This window comes from Roseibium algicola (genome assembly GCF_001999245.1).
Lineage (GTDB): Bacteria > Pseudomonadota > Alphaproteobacteria > Rhizobiales > Stappiaceae > Roseibium > Roseibium algicola.
Genome location: NZ_CP019630.1, coordinates 1,058,386 through 1,080,234, shown reverse-complemented (window position 1 = coordinate 1,080,234; position 21,849 = coordinate 1,058,386). Strand labels below are relative to the sequence as shown.

Genomic DNA, 21,849 nt, shown 5'->3' with positions numbered 1-21,849 from the left:
GAGACCGTTTTCTGCTTTGCGTGCTGAGATCGACCTGCCCGGATGCAATTTCTGTAGGCCTTGAGGGCGAGCTTTCCAGTCAGGATTGCAAAAACATAGCGGAATCCAGACCACTGTTTTTACCGTAATTTCAGGGAATGGCTGTAACCGTCATTGCTGCGGGGCGCTGCCACGCAGAGTGCGAGTAGCCACCCGGAGAGAAAATGCGGTCCAGCTTCAATTGGCGACTGATCTTCAAGACGATCGGCATGGCCTTCGTGTTGCCCGGTCGTCAGCTCAAGGTGGACTTCCAGTCTGACGCGGACACGCAGACCGGACAGCAGGAAAGCAATCCTGTTCGCGCCTTCATGCTCGCGTTCGGTCACCCGGTGGTCGACGAACTCCTCGCCCGCAAGGTACGTGCAGCGCAGATCGCAAGTATCGCGCGCCTGACACCCTTTATCGTGCTGGCAAACGTCGTCAACGTAATCGTCATTACGCTCGCGTTTCAGCACTTCATGCCGTTCAGTTTCATTGCGGTCTGGATTGCGGCCATTGGAGCTTTTCTTGCCTACACCCTGTACAAGTGGCTGAAAGCGAACAGATCGCCTATTCATCTTGCCTCGCGGCGATCGCTGAACAAGGCGGTCTTGCACGCGACGATTTTCAGTGGTCTTTGGGCGGTCGTTCCAATTGCCGCATTCGGCTATGGCGATCCGGACGGCATCTGGATTGCCTCCTGCGTCACCACCGGCATGCTGTGTGGTGGCGGTTTTACTCTGGCAACCGTGCCGCAGGCAGCCTTTCGCTGGGTTGCGATCCTTTTCCTTGCATCGCTCGTATCGTTCGCAATCGGACGCAGCGCGGAGCTGTGGCCGCTGGTCTTCCTGTTGAGCAGCTACACGCTGGTGGTGGTCGGCAGCGTTGCTTCGGCAGGCTGGCTGTTTGCCTCCCATTTTCTTGCTGAAGCCGAGCTGGAACAACGCGGTGAACTGATCGCCCTGCTGCTGAACGAGTTCGAGGAAAAGTCCAGCGACTGGCTCTGGAAATCGGATAGCCACGGTAATCTGCATTCCATTTCCGACCGGTTCTTACATGCCAGCGGCCGGGACCGGGCAGAACTGGAAACCATGCGCATGGTCGATCTGGCCTATTCCCTGGACGAGAACGATGCGCGGTCCGCCGTGACCAGGCTGGAAAACGCCATGAAGCGTCAGCAGGCCTTCCGCGAAATCGTCATCGGGGTGGACGTGAACGGCGAGGAACGCTGGTGGTCCCTGGCAGCACGTCCGGTCTACGACGACCATGGTTCCTTTACCGGTTACCGCGGTGTTGCTTCCGACATCACCGAAGCCCGCAGGGCAAGCGCCCTTGTTTCTCACCTGGCCGAGCACGATTCCCTGACGGGGATCGGCAATCGGAGCTGGTTCCTGAAACAGGCCGAAGCGCAACTGGAAGAGCAAAACCAGAATGGCCAGAACACACTGACGCTCTTCCTCATTGACCTCGACAATTTCAAGGTCGTGAACGATACCAGCGGACACCCGGCAGGGGATGAACTTCTGCGGCAGGTCGCAAGCCGGTTTACCGCCCTTGGCGAAGGCAGAACGATGCTCGCGCGTTTCGGTGGCGACGAATTCGCCGCGCTCGGCCGTTTCGTCAGCGATCAGGCGGCTCTTGCATTTGCCGAGGAACTGGTTGCCGTGACACGCAAGCCTTTCCGGATTGGCCGTCGCGACTTCGCCATTGGCGCCACCGTCGGGTTCACCCGTCTGTGCGATAGCAAGGACACTGTCGACGATCTGATGCGCAAGGCTGACATTGCGCTTTACAAGGCAAAGGAAGGCGGCCGGGGACGGTCGCTCGCCTTCGAGCAGGACATGGAGCGTGAGGTCCGCGAACGCCGCGAACTGGAATCGGATCTGCGCGAAGCATTCGAATACGGCAAGCTCAATGTCGATTTTCAGCCGATCGTGGACGCCCGGTCCGGCAAGGTGGTGTCCAGCGAGGTCCTGCTCCGCTGGCTGCATCCCGAGCGTGGTGAGGTGCCGCCGGACGTGTTCATTCCGATTGCCGAACACGCCGGTCTGATACTGCCGCTCGGCAGTTGGGTTCTGAGGAAAGCCTGTGCAGCGGCGGCCCAATGTCCCGAGCTGGAGAGCGTTGCGGTCAACCTGTCGCCGGTCCAGTTCATGGATCCAAATCTGGTGGAACAGATCCTGACCGTGCTGCAGGAAACGGGGTTCCCGCCGGAACGCCTTGTCCTGGAAATAACCGAATCCGTGTTCCTGCGCGACTTCGGCACAGCATCGATCAAGCTGCAGAAATTGCGTGACCTTGGTATCCGCATCGCGCTGGACGACTTCGGCACGGGCTATTCGTCTCTTTCGTATCTGCGGCACTACAAGTTCGACAAGATCAAGATCGACAAATCCTTCGTCGATGAGATCGGCGAACGCAGCGACGGTCTGGCGATCATCTCTGCAGTCATTGCGCTTGCGCATAACCTTGGTCTGGAAGTCACGGCAGAAGGCGTGGAGCGCCAGTTTCAGGTGGATGCTTTGCGCACGCTCGGCTGCGACACCATGCAAGGCTATTACTTCGGCAAGCCGGATCCCAATCCGATGCGGGTCGCCCAGATACGCAGGGAAGACTGGCAGGACCGTTCGCCGAGCACTGCGCCGAAGAACCCTGGAGCGCTCCGCTCAGCTTCCTGATGCATTGGTGCTGACAGCGTCCGGGACCCAGGCTCCAACCCGGCTTATTCGGCCGCCTGGCCTGCCTGGCAGCGGGCCAGATGGGCACGCAGGGCAGCCGGTTTCAGCGGCTTGTTGAAGAAGGCGATGTCCTTTTCCTCGGCTTCCGTGCGCACAGGGCGGCTCCGGTCCGCGGTGATCAGGATCGCGGGGATCTGGCGACCGAATTTCCATCTCAGTTTCAAGATCGCCTCGATACCGGTGCCATTGTCGAGGTGATAGTCCGCCAGTATGACGTCCGGCGTCAGGCCGGCTTTGCTGAGCTCGTTTGCCGCCTCCACGTCATCGGCAGCTGCAATCACCTTGCAGTTCCAGTTCGTCAGCAGGTGGCGCATGCCGCTCAGGATGTCCGGCTCGTTGTCGATGGCCACAACGCAAAGACCATCAAGCTGGCCAGCCATGGTTGGGGCCTGCGGAATGGGAACGAGATCGGGCATGTCCGCGGAACGAGGCAGTTCGACCGAGAAGCACGAGCCCTTGTTGGCTTCCGAGCGGAGTTCAACCGGGTGGTTCAGAACGTGGCTGATGCGCTCGACGATGGACAAGCCTAGCCCCAGTCCCTTGGCAACGCGCATGCCGTCATCCAGCCGGTGAAATTCCTGGAAAATCGCCTTCTGCTTGCTTTTCGGGATGCCCATGCCGGTGTCGTGAATTTCCACGATCACCCGATTGCCGCGTCGGCGGCACCCCACAAGGACGCGGCCTGACTGAGTGTATTTCAAGGCGTTCGAAACGAGGTTCTGCAGCAGGCGCCGCATAAGGCGTCTGTCTGTCCGCACCGAAAGGGACGTCGGCACGATCCGCAGTTCCAACCCCTTTTCCTTGGCGACAGGCTGGAAATCAAGGTCGATTCCGCGCAGCAGTTCGTCCAGCCGGAAGACCGTCGGTTCCGGTTTCAGGGCGCCGGTGTCGAGCCTGGAAATATCGAGGACGGCGCCGAGAATGTCCTCGACCGATTCCAGCGCCATTTCCACATTGCGGACCAGCGAGCCGTCGTCGCCGTCCTTAAGCTTGTCGACCAGAACCGAGGCGTAAAGACGGGCGGCATTCAGAGGCTGCAGGATGTCATGCCCGGCCGCTGCCAGGAAACGGGTCTTGCCGATATTGGCTTCTTCCGCGGCGTGGGTGGCCTCCACCAGGCGCTCGTTGACGTGGGTGAGTTCTTCCGTGCGTTCCCTGACCCGGCGTTCCAGCGTCTCGTTGGCGCGGGCGAGCGCTTCTTCCGCAAGAACCCGTTCGGTGATGTCAGTATAGGTGGTCACGATGCCGCCGTCGGGCATCGGACTGATGCGGACTTCGAACACCGCTCCGCTCGATTCCAGTTTTTCCTGAAAGGTTTCCTGGATCAGCACCAGCTTCTCGATCCGGTCGGCGACGATCGCCTCCACAGGCCCGGGGCCATGCTCGCCCCGTTCCGCGTTGAAACGCAGGATCGCATCCAGTGTGGTGCCGACCTGACCATATTCGGCAGGCAGGCCCAGCAGGTCGCGGAACTGCCTGTTCCAGCAGATCAGACGCAGATCCCGGTCGAACACTCCGATGCCCTGGCGCACCTGATCGAGTGCCGTCTGCAGCAGGTCGCGGTTGTACTGAATGGCGATGGAGGCGTCGTCGAGCAGCTTTACTGCGCCTTTGGTCGACGGGTCGTGCCGCTTGAGCATCAAGGTCAGCACAAGGCGGGACGAGGCCGCGCCAATGGCGCTTGCCAGAAGCTGCTCGGAAAAGCGCAGCAGGTTGGCGTCCGCCAAAGTTTTCGGATCGAGTTCGATACCTCGTTCGCTCGCAAACCGCCGGAACGAACGGGCCGTACGTTCTTCACCGAGATAGCGCGCGACGGTTGCCTGCAAGTCTCCGGCGGTAACGGACGTACGCCAGTAACGCAGGCTGGGGGAGGGTGCAAACTCGGCCGGTACGAAGACGTTTGCCTGAAGGGTTTCCGCCGGCAGAGGCTTTCTCAGGAAGGAGCCGCCAACAAACAGGACGATGTTGACGAATAGGCTCCACAGGGTGCCATGGATAAACGGATCCATGGTGATCCCGAGCAGGGCCTGCGGGTTCAGTTCGCTAATGCCGAACGGGCCGGTTTCCAGGAAACCGTCGGAAATCAGGCCGGATTTGGCGAAAGTCGGTAGCAGCAGCGTATAGGCCCAGAAGACAAACCCGCCGCTCAACCCGGCGATGGCCCCCAGAGACGTGGCCCGGCGCCAGAAGAGGGCGCCGACGAAAGCGGGAGCGAACTGGGCGATGGCGGCGAAGGACAGAAGCCCGATGGAAACGAGCGCCGCGGTATTGCCGGCCGCCTTGTAGTAGGCATAGGCCAGCAGAAGGATGCCGAAGATGGCGAGGCGGCGGATCGTCAGCAGCCGGTCGCTCATGTCCTGGCCGCCGATGTTGACGATGTCGTCCTCGCTGTGCCGGCGCAGCAGGAGCGGCACAACGATGTCGTTGGAAATCATGATGGCCAGCGCAACCGTCGCCACGATGACCATGGCTGTTGCCGCCGAAAGGCCTCCGATGAAGGCAAAGAGGGCAAGCCACGGGTGTCCGGCGTCTATGGGCAGGGCCAGAACGAAGGTATCCGGATTGACGTCCTGGCCGAAGCGCAGCAGGCCGGCAGCTGCAATCGGGATCACGAACAGGTTGATCAGCACCAGATAGAGCGGAAACATCCAGGTCGCGCGGCGCAGCTCGGCGTCTGAATTGTTCTCCGTCACCGTGACGTGGAACTGGCGCGGCAACAAGAGCACCGCAAAGGCCGACAGGCACGACATGACGAGCCAGTTGCCGATGTTCAGCGGTTTTTCGAAAATCTGCGCGACTTCAGGCGCTTCCGAAATGGAACGGATCAGATCGACCGGGCCGTCGAAAAGCGAGTAGGTGACCCAGAAGCCGACCGCGAGAAAGGCAATGAGCTTGACCACCGCCTCGGCTGCGATCGCCAGCATCAGCCCTTCCTGGTGCTCCGTCGCATCAATGTGTCTTGTCCCGAACGCCCAGCTGAAGATGGCCATGCCGAGGGCAATCAGCAGGGTGACGTCATCGAACACCGGCGTGAAGATGTCACCGGGGGAAATCAGCGGGCCGATCATGGTGGTGATCGACAGCGACACCGCTTTCAGCTGCAGGGCGATGTAGGGAATGACGCCAATGACCGCAATCAACGTGGCAAGTGCTGCGACCGACTGGCTCTTGCCGTATCGTGCGCCGATGAAATCGGCGATCGACGTGATGCTTTCTGTCTTGGAGATCTGGATGATCCGCTGCAGCAGCGGGTATCCGAGCGCGAAAACAATCAAGGGGCCGATATAGATGGTCAGGAATTCTATGCCCGTCCGGCTGGCGTTGCCGACTGAGCCGTAGAAGGTCCAGGAGGTACAATAGACCGAAAGCGACAGGGCGTAGATGAAGGGGCGGCCGCCCGTACGCGACGAATACCGGCGCGGCATCCGGTCGCCGAAGCTGGCGATGGCGAACAAGCACAGGATGTAGGCCGTTGCGGCCAGTATCACGAGCCATCCATGCAGCATGATCTGGTAACCGTCCTCCCGAGCGGCATGGGGTCCGTCGGCCTCTTGGCGGGCCGGCTCGAACCTGTTTCCCGGCAACCTCTTACGCTGCCTTGTCCGATCCGACCACAGCCAAATCGATCTGTCTATTCGCCTTGCGACTGATCTGTTTTAAAGGCCTCCCAAGGTATGTGAATTGATCACCTTCGGTGAAGTCTTCTTCACATCCTTTCATGGAACAATGGCAAGCAAACCCGATAAGGTGGCGCCAATTGACAATGAAGGATCTGCCACGTGACCAGCCTGATCGAGCGATTGAGCCCGGAAGCCAGAACCGCACCTGAAAGCGGTATCGTCGAAGTTTTCAATGCCGGACGTGACCGGAAAGATCTGATCCCGCTCTGGGCCGGTGAAGGCGATCTGCCGACGCCCGAGTTCATCCGCGCAGCCGCAAAAGCGTCGCTCGACCGGGGCGAGACGTTCTACACATACCAGCGCGGCATCCCGCAGCTGCGCGAGGCACTGGCGGCCTATCATCAAGATCTTTACGGCAAGCCTTTCTCGCCGGAACGATTCTATGTGACCGGATCGGGCATGCAGTCCATTCAGCTCGCCGTGCAGGCGGTTGCAGGAGCCGGGCGCGAAGTGATCGTGCCGACGCCGTCCTGGCCGAACATATCGGCTGCCATCGAAATTCACGGGGCGCGTTCGGTCAGTGTGCCGATGCGGGAGGAGGATGACGGCTGGCGGCTGGCCATCGAGGATGTCGAAGCAGCGATCACACCGCACACGACCGCACTCTTCCTGAACTCGCCCTGCAACCCGACCGGATGGGTCGCAAGCGAAGACCTCTTGAAGGCTTTTCTGGATCTCGCGCGAAAGCATGACCTTTGGATCATCGCGGACGAAATCTATGCGCTGTTCTATTACGGGGAAGGGGAGCGCTCGCCCTCCTTCTACGATATCGCCGAGGAAGACGACCGCATCATCTTCGTGAATTCCATGTCCAAGAACTGGGCAATGACCGGGTGGCGGGTTGGCTGGATCTCGGCGCCGCCGGAACTCGGCCAGGTGTTTGAAAACCTGATCCAGTATTCCACGTCGGGTGTTCCGTCCTTTTCGCAGTGGGGCGCCGTTGCCGCCCTGACCGAAGGGCGCGCGTTCCTGCAGGAGCAGGTCGCACGTGCTCGCAAGGGGCGTGACTGTGTTCTCAAGGGATTGCAGGGCCTTAACCGCGTGAAGGTGCTGCCGCCCGACGGCGCGTTCTATCTCTTCTTTTCCATTGAGGGCGTCACGGACACGCGCAACTTTGCGTTGGACCTTGTTCGCCAGACAGGTGTGGGTCTTGCACCGGGCACTGCGTTCGGCAAGGGCGGTGAACATCACCTTAGGTTATGTTATGCCCGGCGCGAGGATCACCTGGAGGAAGCAGTGCGTCGAATTAGCACTTGGATACCAGAGATTTAGAGCCCTGACGGGTTGCTGGCCTACGGGAAAACCCTTAAACCTAGACGGGATGAGAATTCCATTTGGGTGCGGGGACGGTGGGCGACGACGTTTTAGATCACGATGATGACAATGCAGCCGTAACGGAAGCGCGTCTTGCCAGTGTTTTCGATACCGCGGCCGACGGTATTGTCGTGATCAATGACCGTGCGCAGGTGCTGGCCTTCAACAAGGCCTGCGAACGGCTTTTCGGTTATGAAGCCGCCGACCTTCTGGGACGCAATGTCAACAGGATCATGCCTGCAGAATATGCCAACGCGCATGATCACTACGTGAACAACTATCTCACCACCGGTCATAAGAAGATCATTGGTATCGGCCGCGAGGTCCAGGCCCGCCACAAGGACGGTACGGTCTTTCCCATCGAGCTGTCTGTCGGTGAGGCATGGACACCGGCCGGACGACAATTCATCGGCATCCTGCGCGATCTGCGCTCGCGCAGACAGATGGAAGACCGGTTGGCCAAGACCCAGGCACAGCTTCTCCACATGACCCGGATCAGCGCACTGGACGAAATGGGCGCGGCGATTGCGCATGAGCTCAACCAGCCGCTGACCGCGGTACTGCTCTACCTGCAATCCGTATCGCGCAAGACCCGCGCCGATAAGTCCCTGGATCCCTTCATCATCGAGGTTATCGACAAGGCGGTACGCGAAGCCGAGCGGGCGGGAGAAATCATCCAGCGCATGCGTCAACTGGTGGAAAAGAAAACGCCCAATCGCCAGTCGATCGAAGTGCGGGACTTTGTCACCAGCTGCCTGGAAATGGCGGAACTCGGCAGCGGCAATGGCAGATCGATCATGAAGGCCGAGATCGCCAGAGGACTGCCGCCACTGATGGCCGACCCGGTGCAGATTCGGCAGATTCTCATCAACCTGCTGCGCAATGCGCGCGAAGCGGTCTGCGATCAGGCCGACCGCAAGGTAGTGCTGGCCGTATGCCGGAATGGAGATCGCCTGGAATTTCGGGTTACGGACAACGGCCCGGGCGTTCCCGAAGAGCTGGTTGACAACCTGTTCCGGGCCTTTACGGGTGCCAAGCACAAGGGGGTTGGTCTGGGCTTGGCGATATCCCGTTCGATTGCTCAAAACCACGGTGGTGATTTGCGTCTGGAAAAGGGGGCAAACGGCCGAGGAGCCTCCTTCGTGTTGTCCCTGCCAATAGACCCGCCCGAAGAAGATGTTGCAGAAAGAGCCGAAACGCACGGTTCGAAAGAAATGAGCTGAGGAAGTGATGGACATGAAAGCTGACGCGGAGGCCATATACATCGTTGATGATGATCCGGCGGTGCGCGACGCGCTGTCGGTGCTTTTCAATATGGAAGGCTATGTGGTCGAAACCTTCTCGGATGGCGACACTTTCGTGCAGTCTGCAAGCAAGGCTGTTCCTGCCTGTGTCATGCTGGATGTCCATATGCCTGGGCGCTCCGGCATCGAGATTCTCAAGGCGCTGAATGCCGAACACTATCCGGCGCCGATCTTCATCATTTCCGGCCAGGGTGACATTCCGATGGCTGTTGAAGCCATCCGCAACGGCGCCTTTGACTTCGTGGAGAAACCGTTTTCCGCTGAAACCGTCCTGGAGCGGGTGAAGGAAAGCATCGCCATCACCAAGCAGCGTCAGGACGAGGTCGTCACGGCCTCTTTCCAGGGAGCGGATCTGCTGACCCGCCGTGAGCTGGAAGTCCTGAAGGAAATCACCGACGGAGCTTCCAACAAGGAAGCCGGCCGCACTCTTGGAATCAGTCCGAGAACGGTGGAAGTGCACCGGGCGCGGATCATGGAAAAACTGGGTGCACGCAATGCGGCGGATCTCGTTCGCATTGTTTTGGGCCACTCCGCCTCGGGATAAGCCGGGTTCAGGTGAACGGCTGGAATGCATTTCCGGATGACCGGCATGCCGAAACGTATTTCTGCGTACATCCGGCAAGCAAAATATCGCGTATGTATGATTGATCGTCTGCGCTGGGGGCAGGCTTTGAGGATCTACATTCGTGGTTGTTCACATTGTTGAAGATGATGAAGCAGTCGCCGATGCATTGGCGATTGCGCTCGAAGATCTCGATCATCATCCGATAACTTACAAAGATGCGGAGAGTTTTTTCGCCGGCGGTATTCCTTCGTCGGACGATTGGGTTATCGTGGACATCGGCCTTCCCGACAGATGCGGCACGGATGTTGTTCGTGAACTCATGGGCCTGCCAACACCTCCGAGCATCCTTGCCATTTCCGGCAAGTCGAGAGTGAACCTGTTGCAGCAAATTCGAGAGCTTCCGGGGCTCAAGGTCCTGAGGAAACCGCTGTCGATAGACATGCTGACGGCGGCCATGGCTCAGAAGGCGATCATCTGATCTCTCCTCCTGCTTGACCCAATTTCAGAAAATTGAGTGTGCGAGATTGAGCGCTGCCGATTTTGGCGGGCGTTGGCTTCGCGCGCCCGAAACGCGCAGTCGGTCCCGGCCTGATTAGACCTTAGTCGGCTGCGTCGTTACGGCTCATATGTAGTTTATCTTACGCAGTCGACCGAATTACGTTGTGTGCACTCCGCGTTTTAGAGTGCATCCTGCAAGCTGCGGGGTGTCGGACGGGACACCTGCAAGCAGTGGTCGATTTTTCGAGCGGTGCGGAAATGGAAGCACCAAGGAATGGAGATCACCCGCTGACGTAGCAAATGAAGGCCGTGCCACAGGCACGAAGGAGGGACATATGGCTTATTTCGACGCGGGTACCCCCGGCCAGGGCGCAGCACCAAGAATGACAGGTGCTCCCATCTGCACACCCAGCAAGACATCGTTTTCGGAATTTGGCGGCAAGGCTGTCCAATACGACACCCATGCGGTGATCTATTACGAAGGCGATCCCGCAAAGCGGCTCTATGAGTTGGTGAAGGGCTCGGTGATGCTTTACAAGCTGCTGCCGGACGGACGCCGCCAGGTTGTCGAAGTCCTTCGTCCCGGTGACATTTTCGGTCTCGCCGGCAGTGACGAGAACGACTGCACCGCCGAAACACTCACCAATGCCGAAATTCAGGAAATCGATCTGAAGCAGGTCGAACGTTCCGATGCGCTTCAGCGCACGCTCACCAGATGCCTGACCAACCAGATGCGCGTGCTGCACGAGCATGCGGTTCTGCTCGGCCGCAAGTCTGCCGTCGAAAGGGTTGCAAGCTTTCTGATGCATCTCGTTCCGGATCGCGGTGGTGTCGGCTGCGTTGGGCCGATTGACGACAGCGACGACGGGTTCGACCTGAGACTGCACATGACCCGGCAGGAAATCGCCGACTATCTGGGTCTGACCATCGAGACTGTCAGCCGCGTTGTGTCCGATCTGAAACGCCGGGGCGTTATCCGCGTCGACCGCGCCGATCAGATCCATCTCAACAAGGTCTGCAGCCTCTGTCAGATGACTGGTATGCACTGATCCGTTGCTTTATAGTCGACTTGGAAAGGGCTGCGATTTTGGCGGCCCTTTTTTGTTGTCGATCTTCGGCGATCCGTAAGCTGGCAAGTTTGGTATTCGGCCCCGAGGTCTCGCCTCGGGGTCATTTTCTTCAAACCGCGGCAGAATGCCGGGCCTTGCCACTTGCCTGGCTCGCCGCCAGGTAGGCGTCAAAGGCTGCAGCTGCGAGACGTACGTAGGGCCGTCCGGCCTCAGTCACTTCAACCCTGGCAGTTTCATTGCCTACTTCCAGACGGACCAGGCCGTCGGCGGCCAGGTCTTGCAAGGCATCGAAAGCATCGTTCAAGTGACTTGTCGGCAGGCCGAAAGCGCGGCAGGCCGGTACGAGATCGCAGGCATAGTTGGTCATCAGCTCTTCGATGATCCGTGCCCGCAAACGGTCGTCGGCAGAAAGCGCCAAGCCCTTGGATACCGGCAATTCGCTCGCCATTATTGCCCGGCGCCAGTTGCCGACATCAGACATGTTCTGAATATAACCGGCAGACAGACGTCCGATGGAGGAGACGCCGAAGCCAACGAGTTGTTCGCCCTGGTCCGTCGTATAGCCCTGGAAATTGCGCTTCAAGGAGCCGTCCGAAAGGGCGATGGCCATGCTGTCGTCCGGCCAGGCAAAATGATCTAGCCCGATGGCGACATAACCGGCCTTGAGCAGTTCCGCGCGGGCGAGGTCCGCAAGGGCCAGCCGTTCGGCGGCATTCGGCAAGGTGCTTTCGTCAATCAGGCGCTGGTGCTTGCGCATCCAGGGCACATGGGCATAGCCGAACAGGGCAATGCGCCCGGGTGCCAGCGAGAGCGTCTTTTCCACCGTATCGAGTATCGTTTCCGGCGACTGGCCGGGCAATCCGTACATCAGGTCGAAATTGAGTGCGGTGACACCGGCTGCTGTCAGAAACTCTACGGCCTGTTTGACGACCCTGTAGGGCTGAAGACGGCCGATGGCCTTTTGAACGTCGGGATCAAAGTCCTGAACGCCAAGGCTGGCCCGGTTCACTCCGATGATGGCCAGCGTCTCGGCGAGCTGTTCCGTAACAAGCCTCGGATCGAGTTCGATGGCATGTTCCAGGTCCGGTGCAAGGTCGAAATTGACACGCATCAGGCCGGTGAGGTCGATCAGGCTCTGCCGTGGCAGAAGGCTGGGTGTGCCGCCGCCCCAGTGAATGTGCCGGACAGGACCGGCATTCGGCATGTGCCCGGCAACCAGATTGATTTCCTGGCCGAGTGTCGCTGCATAGGCCTTGAGCGGCGCATCCTGACGGGTCGCCTTGGTATGGCAGCCGCAATAATGGCAGAGCTCACGGCAATAGGGGACATGCAGGTACAGCGAAAGCGAGTCCTGCGGCGAAAGCGCCTTGAGCCAGTCCGCATAAACGCCGGCCGTTACGCCGTCATGAAAATGCGGTGCTGTCGGATAACTTGTATAGCGCGGTACGTTGCGCATGGCGTAGGAGAGCGGATCTTTCATCATGTGTCGATCTATCCGTCCTTCGCCCGGTCGTGCCTTGATATCGCTCAAGTCCAGTCGTTTGAAAGACACGCAATTCGATGGAGAGCTGTGGGGTGACCGATTTGCTTGCCGCAACTGAACCGACCCGGAAACCTGAGGGTCTGGAGCGCTATCGCCTGCACGGTTCGCCTGACAGCGCCAATTTCATTGTCAGGATGATATTGGAAGAACTGGGTCTGCCCTATGACTACGTGGCTGTTGACAGGTTGATCTCCGAACAGAATTCGGAAGCATATCGGCGGCTCAATCCTCAAGGTTTGATCCCGGTTCTGGAAGTGCCGGGTCAGGATGCCCCCATGTTCGAAACCGCCGCGATCGCTCTGCATCTGGCAGATACGCACGGCCGTCTGGCCCCGGGGCTGGCCTCTCCACAGCGCGGTCGATTTCTGAAATGGCTGTTTTTTCTCTCAAACACCCTGCATTCCGACCTTCGGATCTCCTTCAAGCCGGAAAGATACGTTCGCGAACCGGAGACGGCCTTGAGCCTTCACGCTGGGCTGACCCGCCGGATCGCCGGCAGTTTCGCGCATCTGGAAACTGAACTTGCCACTTGGAGTGGACCATTTCTCCTGGGACAGGACCTTTCCATCCTCGACCACTATCTTGCTGCCTGTGCCAGGTGGGCGCAGATCTATCGTAATGAGGGCAAGTGGTCCCTGGCGGCGACGCCCCACCTGCGCGCCCTGTGCGAACAACTGGAAATGCGCCCGGCGATACACAGGGCCTGTGAACTGGAAGGAATTGAGGGTAAACCTTTCACGGAGCCCCGTCCTGTACAGTTGCCGGGGACAACCGCCTGATAAAATACAGGCCGTACATGTTGATCCATGCAATCAACCATGCGCTGGCCGATCAATCCATTTATAGCTCAAGGAGCCATTCCAAGCTCAACGGTTCCCGATGCCTGCCAATTCGTTTCAATCTGCCGCCGGAAGACTTGCGGTCACACTTCTCATTGCCGCTGCCGGAGGAGCAACATTCAACCTGTTCGGGCTTCCCGCGGCATGGCTGTCGGGCGCCATGGTCTTTGTTGCCATCGCGACGCTTGCGCAAGTGCCGACGCTCATGCCGGTCCCGCTGCGAGACGCGCTCTTCGTCATGATCGGCATCTCCATGGGGGCGGGTGTCCATCCCGATATCGTTGACCGGGTGGCGGAGTGGCCGGTGTCCATGGCCATGCTGATCGCTGTCATGGTGGCGGTCACGTTCGCGGGCTACGCGGTTCTGCACTACGGGGCGAAATGGTCCAGGGAAACGGCCTATTTCGGCGCCATTCCCGGTGCACTTTCCTATGTCATAGCCCTCGCCACCGAAAGAGGGGCGGACCTTCCCCGCATCGCTTCCAGCCAGTCCTTGCGTCTGTTCGTTCTGGTGGCGGTGCTGCCTTTCGCCGTTGTGTCCTCAGCAGAACCGGCGGGCGGTGGCAGCGGCACGATTTATGTCTCCGGTCTCAAGGACTTCCTGATCGGGATACCGCTCTGCCTCGCGGCAAGCTGGCTTGCCATCAAGGCCAGAGTTCCAGGGGGCGGTCTGACAGGTGCGTTTTTCATGAGTGCCGGCCTCAATGCATCCGGCCTCTTGGTCCTTGTCCTGCCGGGCTACATCGTGCTGCCGTGCTTTGTCATGATGGGCGCTCACATCGGATGCCGCTTTGCGTCCATGACACTGCGCCAGTTTCTCAGCGTGCTCGGCGCATCCATGGCCGCCTTTGCGGCGGCGTTCCTGACCTCGCTTGCCGGGGCGTGGATCGTTGCCGAACTGGTGGACATTCCCTTTGGCCAGGCCCTGCTTGCCTATGCGCCGGGCGGACTTGAGGTGATGACGCTGCTCGCATTCATGCTGGATCTCGACCCCGCCTTTGTGGCTGCGCACCAGATCGCCCGCTTTACCGGAATGGTGCTGCTGCTGCCTTTCATCACCGGACTTGTTCTGGGGCGTCGAAGCAACTGATCCTGCTTGGCGGTCCTGAGTGCGGAACAAAGAACCGCCGATCTGCAGGTTGAGTGACGCTTCTCAAGGGTGGATGAAGTGGAGCGTGTTGAAACTCCGGCGCCATTTGGCCACGCGTCCTGCCATCGCTGCCGGATCGTTCGATCGCAGTGCTTCGGCTATCAGTTTGGCCAGCTCTGGCATGTCGACCGTCGTCATGCCCCAACGGACCAGTTCCGGTGTTCCGAACCTCAGGCCGTTCATGTCACCGGCGACGGGAGCTATCGGCAGTCCGATTCCGCATGCCAGAAACCCTGCCTGGCGAAGCTTCTTCGAAGCTGCCTGACCGCCGCCGAGGGCTGCCGCTTCCAGGGCAAACTGATGTGAAGCGGTTGTCCCCTTGGCGGTAGTGAACACCGGCATTCCCTCTGCTTCGAGACCAGCGGCGAGCGCACCGGCGCTGGCGGCCATTTCGGCAGCGTAGGCCTTGCCGAAATCGCGCCAATCCAGAAGGGTGATGGCGAGCGCGGCAGACTTTGCAACGTCAAAGTTGGCTGTCAGCCCTGGAAAGGCAATCTTGTCGAGCTTGTGGGCAAGATCCTGATCATTGCTGACGATCAGCCCGCCAGCGGGACCCCCCAGGCTCTTGTAAGTGCTCATGGTCATGAGATGTGCGCCTTCCGACAGCGGGTCGGAAAAGACGCCACCGGCAATCATGCCACACTGATGGGCTGCATCGAACAGGACAAAGGCGCCGACTTCATCGGCGATGGCCCGAATTTCTTTTACCGGGTGCGGGAACAGGTTGAGGCTCATGCCGATGGTAATCAGCTTCGGCCGAACCTTCAGGGCCAGGGCGCGCAGACCTTCCAGATCGATCGTGTAGCCGCCGGCATCGACCGGTGCTTCGTGGATATCCAGGCCATAAAGACCGGCACAGCCCGGCGCATGGTGAGTGACGTGGCCACCGACGGACGCAGGCGGTGCGATGATGGCGTCGCCCGGCTTTGTGGTTGCCATGAATGCATAAAGATTTGCCAGCGCGCCCGAGGCGACCCGGATTTCCGCATAAGCCGACTGGAAGATTTCGCAGGCAAGGTTCGCTGCGATCACCTCGATTTCCTCGATGGCTTCGAGGCCCATCTCATATTTGTCACCCGGGTAGCCGAGCGAGGGACGGGACCCCATGCCGCTTGCCAGCAAGGCTTCGGCGCGCGGGTTCATCACGTTGGTCGCGGGGTTGAGATTGAAGCAGTCTTTCTCGTGGATGGTCCTGTTGGCCTCGGCCAGCGCTTCGACGCGCGCGGCAATTGCTTCGGATCCGAGAGGCGAAGTTGCCTGGGTGATCTCGTCGATACGGGTGGCAGCCACAGCGGGGAGCCAGGGGCATTTGTCTTGCGCGGTCATGTCGGAACTCCGGTTCTATTTGGACAAAGTGTCCATCTCCGCTTGTGTTCGCGCAAATCAGATTTTAGAAATTCAAGGGCTAGAAAAAATAGGCCTTGCAGATGTCGGTAGCTCCTCCCGTCCCCAGACTGCCTTCGCTGAACGCACTGAGAGCGTTCGAAGCGTCCGCGCGCCTCGGTGGGTTTGCACAGGCCGCGGCGGAACTGCAGGTTACACCCGGAGCCGTAGCAGCGCAGATCAAGGCGCTGGAGCAGGAGATCGGGGCGGCCCTGTTCGTGCGGCATGCCAAGGGGGTCCGCCTGACGGCCGCTGGTCAGCGGGCACTGCCGGGTTTTGTCGCCGCATTCGACCAGCTTGGAACTGCGGTGCGCGACCTGAGGCGTGATGCTGCGCCCGGCAGGATACACATCGCGGCCCTGCCGGCGCTGGCGCAGCTTTGGCTGGCCCCCAGACTGCCGCAGCTACGCGAGAAGTTGCCGGAGATCGACATTTCGGTCACAGCCCTTGAAACACCGCCGAACCTGAAGCGGGTGCCATTCGATCTCTGCCTGTTCTACTGCGACAGCCTTCCGGACAACGGGATCGCGTTTTCGGGAGACGAATTGCTGCCGGTCTGCACACCGGCGCTTGCAAAGGCGCTCAAGCAGCCTGGTGATCTGAAAGAGGCGGTTTGTCTGACGGACACGGCCTGGGCAGACGATTGGCGGATATGGGCGGATGAAGCTATGCCGGGCGAGGGGTTTGCGCCACGCGGACCTGTCTTCTCGCTTTATGCTCTTGCGGTCGAAGAAGCACTGAACGGCGCAGGCGTTCTGATGGCGCATCGCTCACTTGTCGCAGATCAGCTTGCCGCCGGCACCCTGGTGGCGCCTCTTGCAGCAGTTGTCCCGCTACAGCGTCAGATCTGCCTGTGGGCCCTTCCGGCAAGCCGGGGCAAAGGTGCGGCCGGTCAGGTGCTGCAGGCCTTGCGCCAGATGGGCTAGGTGCCTGAAAGGCTGTTCCTGTTTCAAGTGCGCCGGGTCTTCGCCTTGTTGCCGCGCCACAGGATGAACAGTCCCGATCCGACGATGACGGTGCAGCCAACCAGCATCTGCGCGTCGATCCGCTCGTTGAACCAGACGGCACCGAGCAGGACGCCGAACAGGAGCCGCGAATAGCGGAACGGTGTGACGGTGGCGATTTCTCCGGTGCGCATGGCCTTCATCAGGGCGCTATAGGCAAAGACACCACAGAAGACTGCGGTTCCAAGGGCGAGAAGGGCGGTTGTGTCAGGCACCACGAAAGCGGACCTGTCCCAAAGACCATAGACAAGACCGGCGATTATGATCGTCAGGAAACCGTAGAACCCGAGGATATTGGTGCTGAGGGTCGCCGGCGCAGCGCGGCTGGCAAGGTCGCGGCCGGAGAAGCCAAGCATGCCGATGACGGCCAGGACCGAAAGCAAAGAAAAGCTTTCGCTGGTCGGTCGGAGCACGATCAGGACGCCCACAAGGCCGATAAAGATTGCTGTCCACCTGCGCCAGCCGACCTTTTCGCCAAAGAACAGGGAAGCGCCCAGCACAACGAATATCGGTGTTGCCTGGAGAATGGCAGTGGTCGAGGAGAGCGGCGTCAGGGCCAACGCCAGAACATAGAACAACCGGCCGACCAGTTCGAAGGCGAAGCGAACTCGCATGACAGGCGAGAATACGTCCCGGTTGAGAACTTTCTCGCCTGTGACAGTGGCAAGTCCGAAGAAGGTAATGGTTCCACCGACGCCGAACAGCACCAGGATTTCCGCCACGGGCAACTGTGCCGCAGCCTGCTTCACGAAGGCATCTTCCAATGCGAAGGCGGCCATCGCAGCCACCATCCAGAGGCTGCCGATGATATTGGGATGGAGGCTTGCGCCATTTTGAGATGCAGCGTTCAAGGGAGGGGTCCCGTGTCGAGGTGGAAGGTCGTCAGCGGCAGATCAGGGGCTATCGGACGCGCCAGAAAGCATCGCCCTTCAGCGGAAGGAAGAACGGCGTAACACGTTTCCCGGTCCTTGGCTTCGGAAAACCGCAAGACCGGCAGATGAGCAAGGGTGCCAGGACATTGCCGCAAACCGGCCAATGCCCCTCAGGCCGGCGTCACATCCCTTTCACGGCGTGCCTTCATCTTGCCCGCGACAATTTACGCAATGCAATCTGACCTTTGGAGGCTGTTCCGACATCGCCAATTGCTGGCATGTTGATATGAATCAACGCGGCATTTTCAGAGTCGTGTGCATGGTCGTGCCATCGTTGGCACCTTGTAACGATTTCAAGACTGGGGCGCTAAAATGGCACAAAACAAGGCCAAAATGATCTCGCTCGAGGAAGGCGGCTTCGCCATCTTCCTTGTGCTGCTTGCGTTTGCCTGCATCATCGTGGCAGGCAAGACATTCGATCAGGTCATGGCATTCCACGCTGGCATAGGCGCATTGTTCGCCGCCGTCAGCGTGTTTCTGATTTTCAAGAACTACTTCGATGACGGCGGGGAAGTGATTCCGGCCGAAATCGACGGCAAACCAAACTACAACATCGGACCGATCAAATTCGGTGCGGTCGCGGCAATGTTCTGGGGCATTGCCGGTTTCACGGTCGGTTTGATCATCGCTCTTCAGCTGGCCTGGCCTGCGCTGAACTTTGATTTGCCGTGGACCAATTTCGGGCGCCTGCGCCCGCTGCACACCTCCGCGGTGATTTTCGCCTTCGGCGGCAACGTGCTGCTGGCAACATCCATGTATGTGGTCCAGCGTACCTGCCGCGTACGCATGCCCGGCAAGATCCTGCCCTGGTTCGTGATCCTGGGTTACAACGCCTTCATCGTGATCGCGGGAACGGGTTATCTGCTCGGCGCGACACAGAGCAAGGAATATGCCGAGCCGGAATGGTATGCCGACCTGTGGCTGACCATCGTCTGGGTGGCCTACCTGCTGCTGTTCTTGGGTACGCTCTGGAAGCGCAAGGAACCGCATATCTACGTGGCCAACTGGTTTTATCTGGCGTTCATCGTCACGATTGCCATGCTGCACATCACCAACAACCTGACCATTCCGGTCTCGATCTACTCGACCAAGTCCTACATCGTCTGGTCGGGCGTTCAGGACGCCATGGTGCAGTGGTGGTACGGCCATAACGCGGTGGGCTTCTTCCTGACCGCCGGCTTCCTTGCCATCATGTACTACTTCATCCCGAAGCGCGCGGAGCGGCCGGTCTATTCCTACCGTCTTTCCATCGTGCACTTCTGGGCGCTGATCTTCATCTACATCTGGGCAGGTCCGCACCACCTTCACTACACGGCTCTGCCGCAGTGGGCGTCTACGCTGGGTGCAACCTTCTCCATCATCCTGTGGATGCCGTCCTGGGGTGGCATGATCAACGGCCTGATGACGCTTTCGGGTGCATGGGACAAGTTGCGGACCGACCCGGTTCTGCGCATGATGGTGGTTTCGGTCGCCTTCTACGGCATGTCCACCTTTGAAGGTCCGCTGATGTCGCTGCGCTCGGTCAACTCCCTGTCGCACTACACCGACTGGACCATCGGTCACGTGCACTCCGGTGCTCTGGGCTGGGTTGGCTACATCTCGTTCGGCGCGATCTACTGCCTGATCCCGTGGCTCTGGAACAAGCGTCAGCTGTATTCGCTGAAGCTCGTGAACCTGCACTTCTGGCTGTCCACGATCGGTATCGTTCTCTACATCACCGCGATGTGGGTGTCCGGTATCATGCAGGGCCTGATGTGGCGCGCCTACGACCAGCTCGGCTTCCTGGAGTACTCCTTCGTGGAAACCGTCGAGGCGATGCATCCCTTCTACATCATCCGTGCTCTTGGCGGTGCGCTCTTCGTGCTCGGCGCCGTGATCATGGCCTACAATCTCTGGATGACCGTCCGTCACGGCGAGGCTGAAGAAGCCGATGCCACGCCGGCTGGCTCCCTGGCTCCGGCCGAATAAGGGAGGGACAGACTATGTCTGCATGGAAAAAACACGAAGTCTTTGAAAAGAACTCCTTCGTTCTCTTGATCGGCATTCTGGTCATGGTCGCCATCGGCGGCCTGGTCGAGATCGCTCCGCTCTTCTATCTGAAGAGCACGATCGAAAAGACCGAAGGCGTGCGGCCCTATACGCCGCTCGAACTGGCCGGACGCAATATCTACATCCGCGAAGGCTGCTATCTGTGCCACTCGCAGATGGTGCGTCCGATGCGCGATGAAATGGAACGCTACGGTCATTTCTCGCTGGCTGCGGAATCGATGTACGATCATCCGTTCCAGTGGGGGTCCAAGCGTACCGGTCCAGATCTGGCCCGCGTCGGTGGCAAATACTCCGACGACTGGCATGTGGAGCACCTGAAGGACCCGCGCTCGCTGGTTCCAGCGTCCATCATGCCCGGCTATCCGTTCCTGGCTGAAAACCGCCTCAACACCCGGGACATCGAGTCTCACCTGACGGTCAACACCGTGATCGGCGTGCCTTATACCGAAGAGCAGATCGCAAATGCCGCATCTGACATCCTCGGTCAGGCGAGACCGGATACGGAAGCGGCCGATGGCTTCGAGGAACGCTGGCCGAATGCCACGATCCGCGATTTCGACGGCAACCCGAGGGAAGTGACCGAGATGGACGCGCTTGTCGCCTATCTCCAGGTTCTGGGTACCATGGTCGATTTCTCGATCTATGACGACAAGGCAAACGCGAGGTAAGGGCGATGAACGAGACATACTCAGCATTCGCAGGCTTCGCACAAACCTGGGGCCTACTCTACTTCATGATCCTGTTTGGCGTCGTTCTGGCCTACGCATTGTGGCCGAAGAACCGGAAAAAGTTCGACGACGCTGCTCAAATCCCGTTTCGGGAGGACTGATCCATGGCAGACACACATAACAAGGAAGTCGACCAGATCTCCGGGGTCGAAACCACCGGCCACGAATGGGACGGTCTGAAAGAACTGAACAATCCTCTGCCGAAATGGTGGCTGTATCTGTTCTACGCCTGCATTGTCTGGGCGGTGATCTACTGGGTTCTCTACCCGTCCTGGCCGCTGGTCTCCAGCTATACCACCGGTGTACTGGGTGCCAACCAGCGGACCGAGGCGATTGCTGCCTACGACAAGGGTATCTCCGACCGGTCGGTCTTTGCCGACAAGATCGTGGCAGCCTCGCTTGAGGACATCTCCACTGATCAGGAGTTGCTGCAATTTGCCCGGGCCAACGGCCAGGCAGCTTTCGGTGACAACTGTGCACCGTGCCACGGTTCCGGCGGCACGGGTGCGGAAGGTTATCCGAACCTGCAGGACGACACCTGGATCTGGGGTGGCACGCTGGATAACATCCACACCACGCTGGAATTCGGTATCAGGTCCGGTCATGACGAAGCACGCATCGGCGAAATGCCAGCCTTCGGCCGTGATGAGCTGTTGAGCCGCGAGGAGATCAATCAGGTTGCCAACTTCGTCGCATCCCGCGCGGGACTTGAGACCGACGAAGGCGTCGATCTGGCAGCGGGGCAGACCGTCTATGACGACAACTGCGCAGCCTGCCACGGCGAAGACCTGAAGGGCATTCAGGATGTCGGTGCGCCGAGCCTGCTGTCTGCCAATTACCTCTATGGCAAGTCGCTGGACGCCATCAAGGCGCAGATCAACAATCCGCGCAACGGCGTGATGCCGGCCTGGGTCGATCGTCTCGATCCGGCGACCATCAAGTCGCTGACGGTCTACGTCCACTCCTTCGGGGGCGGGCAGTAGAACCTGCGGATCTGGTGCGACAAATGCGCCAGATAGCCTGAACGATTTGAT

At 59.6% G+C, this 21,849-nt stretch carries 17 protein-coding genes; 13 read left to right on the top strand and 4 right to left on the bottom strand.

Annotated features, from left to right (window positions below; all coding sequences use genetic code 11):
* The first annotated feature begins 203 nt into the window (after positions 1-203).
* Positions 204-2,696: a putative bifunctional diguanylate cyclase/phosphodiesterase gene (locus B0E33_RS05085; protein WP_062489953.1), complete on the top strand. Its 2,493-nt coding sequence runs from the start codon at positions 204-206 to the stop codon at positions 2,694-2,696.
* A gap of 44 nt (positions 2,697-2,740) precedes the next feature.
* Here the strand turns inward: B0E33_RS05085 and B0E33_RS05080 are convergent, their stop codons facing one another.
* Complete coding sequence (locus tag B0E33_RS05080) at positions 2,741-6,262, bottom strand: PAS domain-containing hybrid sensor histidine kinase/response regulator (RefSeq protein WP_031269641.1); 3,522 nt, start codon at positions 6,260-6,262, stop codon at positions 2,741-2,743.
* A 273-nt stretch (positions 6,263-6,535) separates the two neighbouring features.
* Between B0E33_RS05080 and B0E33_RS05075 the strand changes: the two genes are divergently transcribed.
* The 5 genes from B0E33_RS05075 (at position 6,536) to B0E33_RS05055 (ending at position 11,166) form a co-directional block, all read left to right on the top strand.
* A complete protein-coding gene (locus tag B0E33_RS05075; protein WP_077290601.1) occupies positions 6,536-7,708 on the top strand; it encodes a pyridoxal phosphate-dependent aminotransferase in 1,173 nt (390 codons plus the stop codon).
* Between the two features lie 77 nt (positions 7,709-7,785).
* Positions 7,786-8,973 carry a two-component system sensor histidine kinase NtrB gene (locus B0E33_RS05070; RefSeq protein ID WP_077293146.1) on the top strand — a complete coding sequence of 396 codons (1,188 nt, stop codon included), beginning with the start codon at positions 7,786-7,788 and terminating at the stop codon, positions 8,971-8,973.
* A gap of 7 nt (positions 8,974-8,980) precedes the next feature.
* Complete coding sequence (locus tag B0E33_RS05065; protein WP_023001753.1) at positions 8,981-9,598, top strand: response regulator transcription factor; 618 nt, start codon at positions 8,981-8,983, stop codon at positions 9,596-9,598.
* A gap of 142 nt (positions 9,599-9,740) precedes the next feature.
* A complete protein-coding gene (locus tag B0E33_RS05060; RefSeq protein ID WP_062489950.1) occupies positions 9,741-10,097 on the top strand; it encodes a response regulator in 357 nt (118 codons plus the stop codon).
* Between the two features lie 355 nt (positions 10,098-10,452).
* A complete protein-coding gene (locus tag B0E33_RS05055; protein WP_023001751.1) occupies positions 10,453-11,166 on the top strand; it encodes a Crp/Fnr family transcriptional regulator in 714 nt (237 codons plus the stop codon).
* Between the two features lie 130 nt (positions 11,167-11,296).
* On the opposite strand, the gene hemN is transcribed toward B0E33_RS05055, so the two are convergent.
* Positions 11,297-12,670 (bottom strand): oxygen-independent coproporphyrinogen III oxidase, encoded by a 1,374-nt coding sequence (gene hemN / locus B0E33_RS05050; protein WP_077290600.1) that lies wholly within the window; start codon positions 12,668-12,670, stop codon positions 11,297-11,299.
* Between the two features lie 92 nt (positions 12,671-12,762).
* Between hemN and B0E33_RS05045 the strand changes: the two genes are divergently transcribed.
* A complete protein-coding gene (locus B0E33_RS05045) occupies positions 12,763-13,509 on the top strand; it encodes a glutathione S-transferase family protein (RefSeq protein ID WP_208997763.1) in 747 nt (248 codons plus the stop codon).
* A 100-nt stretch (positions 13,510-13,609) separates the two neighbouring features.
* The gene (locus B0E33_RS05040; RefSeq protein WP_075281397.1) at positions 13,610-14,659 is read left to right on the top strand and encodes an AbrB family transcriptional regulator; all 1,050 of its coding nucleotides are present in this window, start codon (positions 13,610-13,612) and stop codon (positions 14,657-14,659) included.
* A gap of 63 nt (positions 14,660-14,722) precedes the next feature.
* Here B0E33_RS05040 and glyA read toward each other — a convergent pair whose 3' ends face one another.
* Positions 14,723-16,045 carry a serine hydroxymethyltransferase gene (gene glyA, locus B0E33_RS05035; protein ID WP_077290598.1) on the bottom strand — a complete coding sequence of 441 codons (1,323 nt, stop codon included), beginning with the start codon at positions 16,043-16,045 and terminating at the stop codon, positions 14,723-14,725.
* Between the two features lie 101 nt (positions 16,046-16,146).
* Between glyA and B0E33_RS05030 the strand changes: the two genes are divergently transcribed.
* Positions 16,147-17,028: a LysR family transcriptional regulator gene (locus B0E33_RS05030; RefSeq protein ID WP_077290597.1), complete on the top strand. Its 882-nt coding sequence runs from the start codon at positions 16,147-16,149 to the stop codon at positions 17,026-17,028.
* Positions 17,029-17,051: 23 nt separating this feature from the next.
* Here the strand turns inward: B0E33_RS05030 and B0E33_RS05025 are convergent, their stop codons facing one another.
* The gene (locus tag B0E33_RS05025) at positions 17,052-17,957 is read right to left on the bottom strand and encodes a DMT family transporter (protein ID WP_077290596.1); all 906 of its coding nucleotides are present in this window, start codon (positions 17,955-17,957) and stop codon (positions 17,052-17,054) included.
* A gap of 393 nt (positions 17,958-18,350) precedes the next feature.
* Between B0E33_RS05025 and ccoN the strand changes: the two genes are divergently transcribed.
* From ccoN to ccoP, 4 genes are read left to right on the top strand one after another with little or no spacing between them, the layout of a single operon-like run.
* Positions 18,351-20,006: a cytochrome-c oxidase, cbb3-type subunit I gene (gene ccoN, locus B0E33_RS05020; protein WP_075281394.1), complete on the top strand. Its 1,656-nt coding sequence runs from the start codon at positions 18,351-18,353 to the stop codon at positions 20,004-20,006.
* Between the two features lie 14 nt (positions 20,007-20,020).
* On the top strand, positions 20,021-20,755 hold the full coding sequence (ccoO, locus tag B0E33_RS05015; RefSeq protein WP_077290595.1) for a cytochrome-c oxidase, cbb3-type subunit II: 735 nt from the start codon (positions 20,021-20,023) through the stop codon (positions 20,753-20,755).
* 5 nt (positions 20,756-20,760) lie between these two features.
* Entirely contained in the window at positions 20,761-20,916 is a 156-nt protein-coding gene (locus B0E33_RS05010; RefSeq protein ID WP_006933670.1) for a cbb3-type cytochrome c oxidase subunit 3, read from the top strand.
* Positions 20,917-20,919: 3 nt separating this feature from the next.
* Positions 20,920-21,798, top strand: a complete 879-nt coding sequence (gene ccoP, locus B0E33_RS05005; RefSeq protein WP_023001742.1) for a cytochrome-c oxidase, cbb3-type subunit III — start codon at positions 20,920-20,922, stop codon at positions 21,796-21,798.
* Positions 21,799-21,849: the final 51 nt, after the last annotated feature.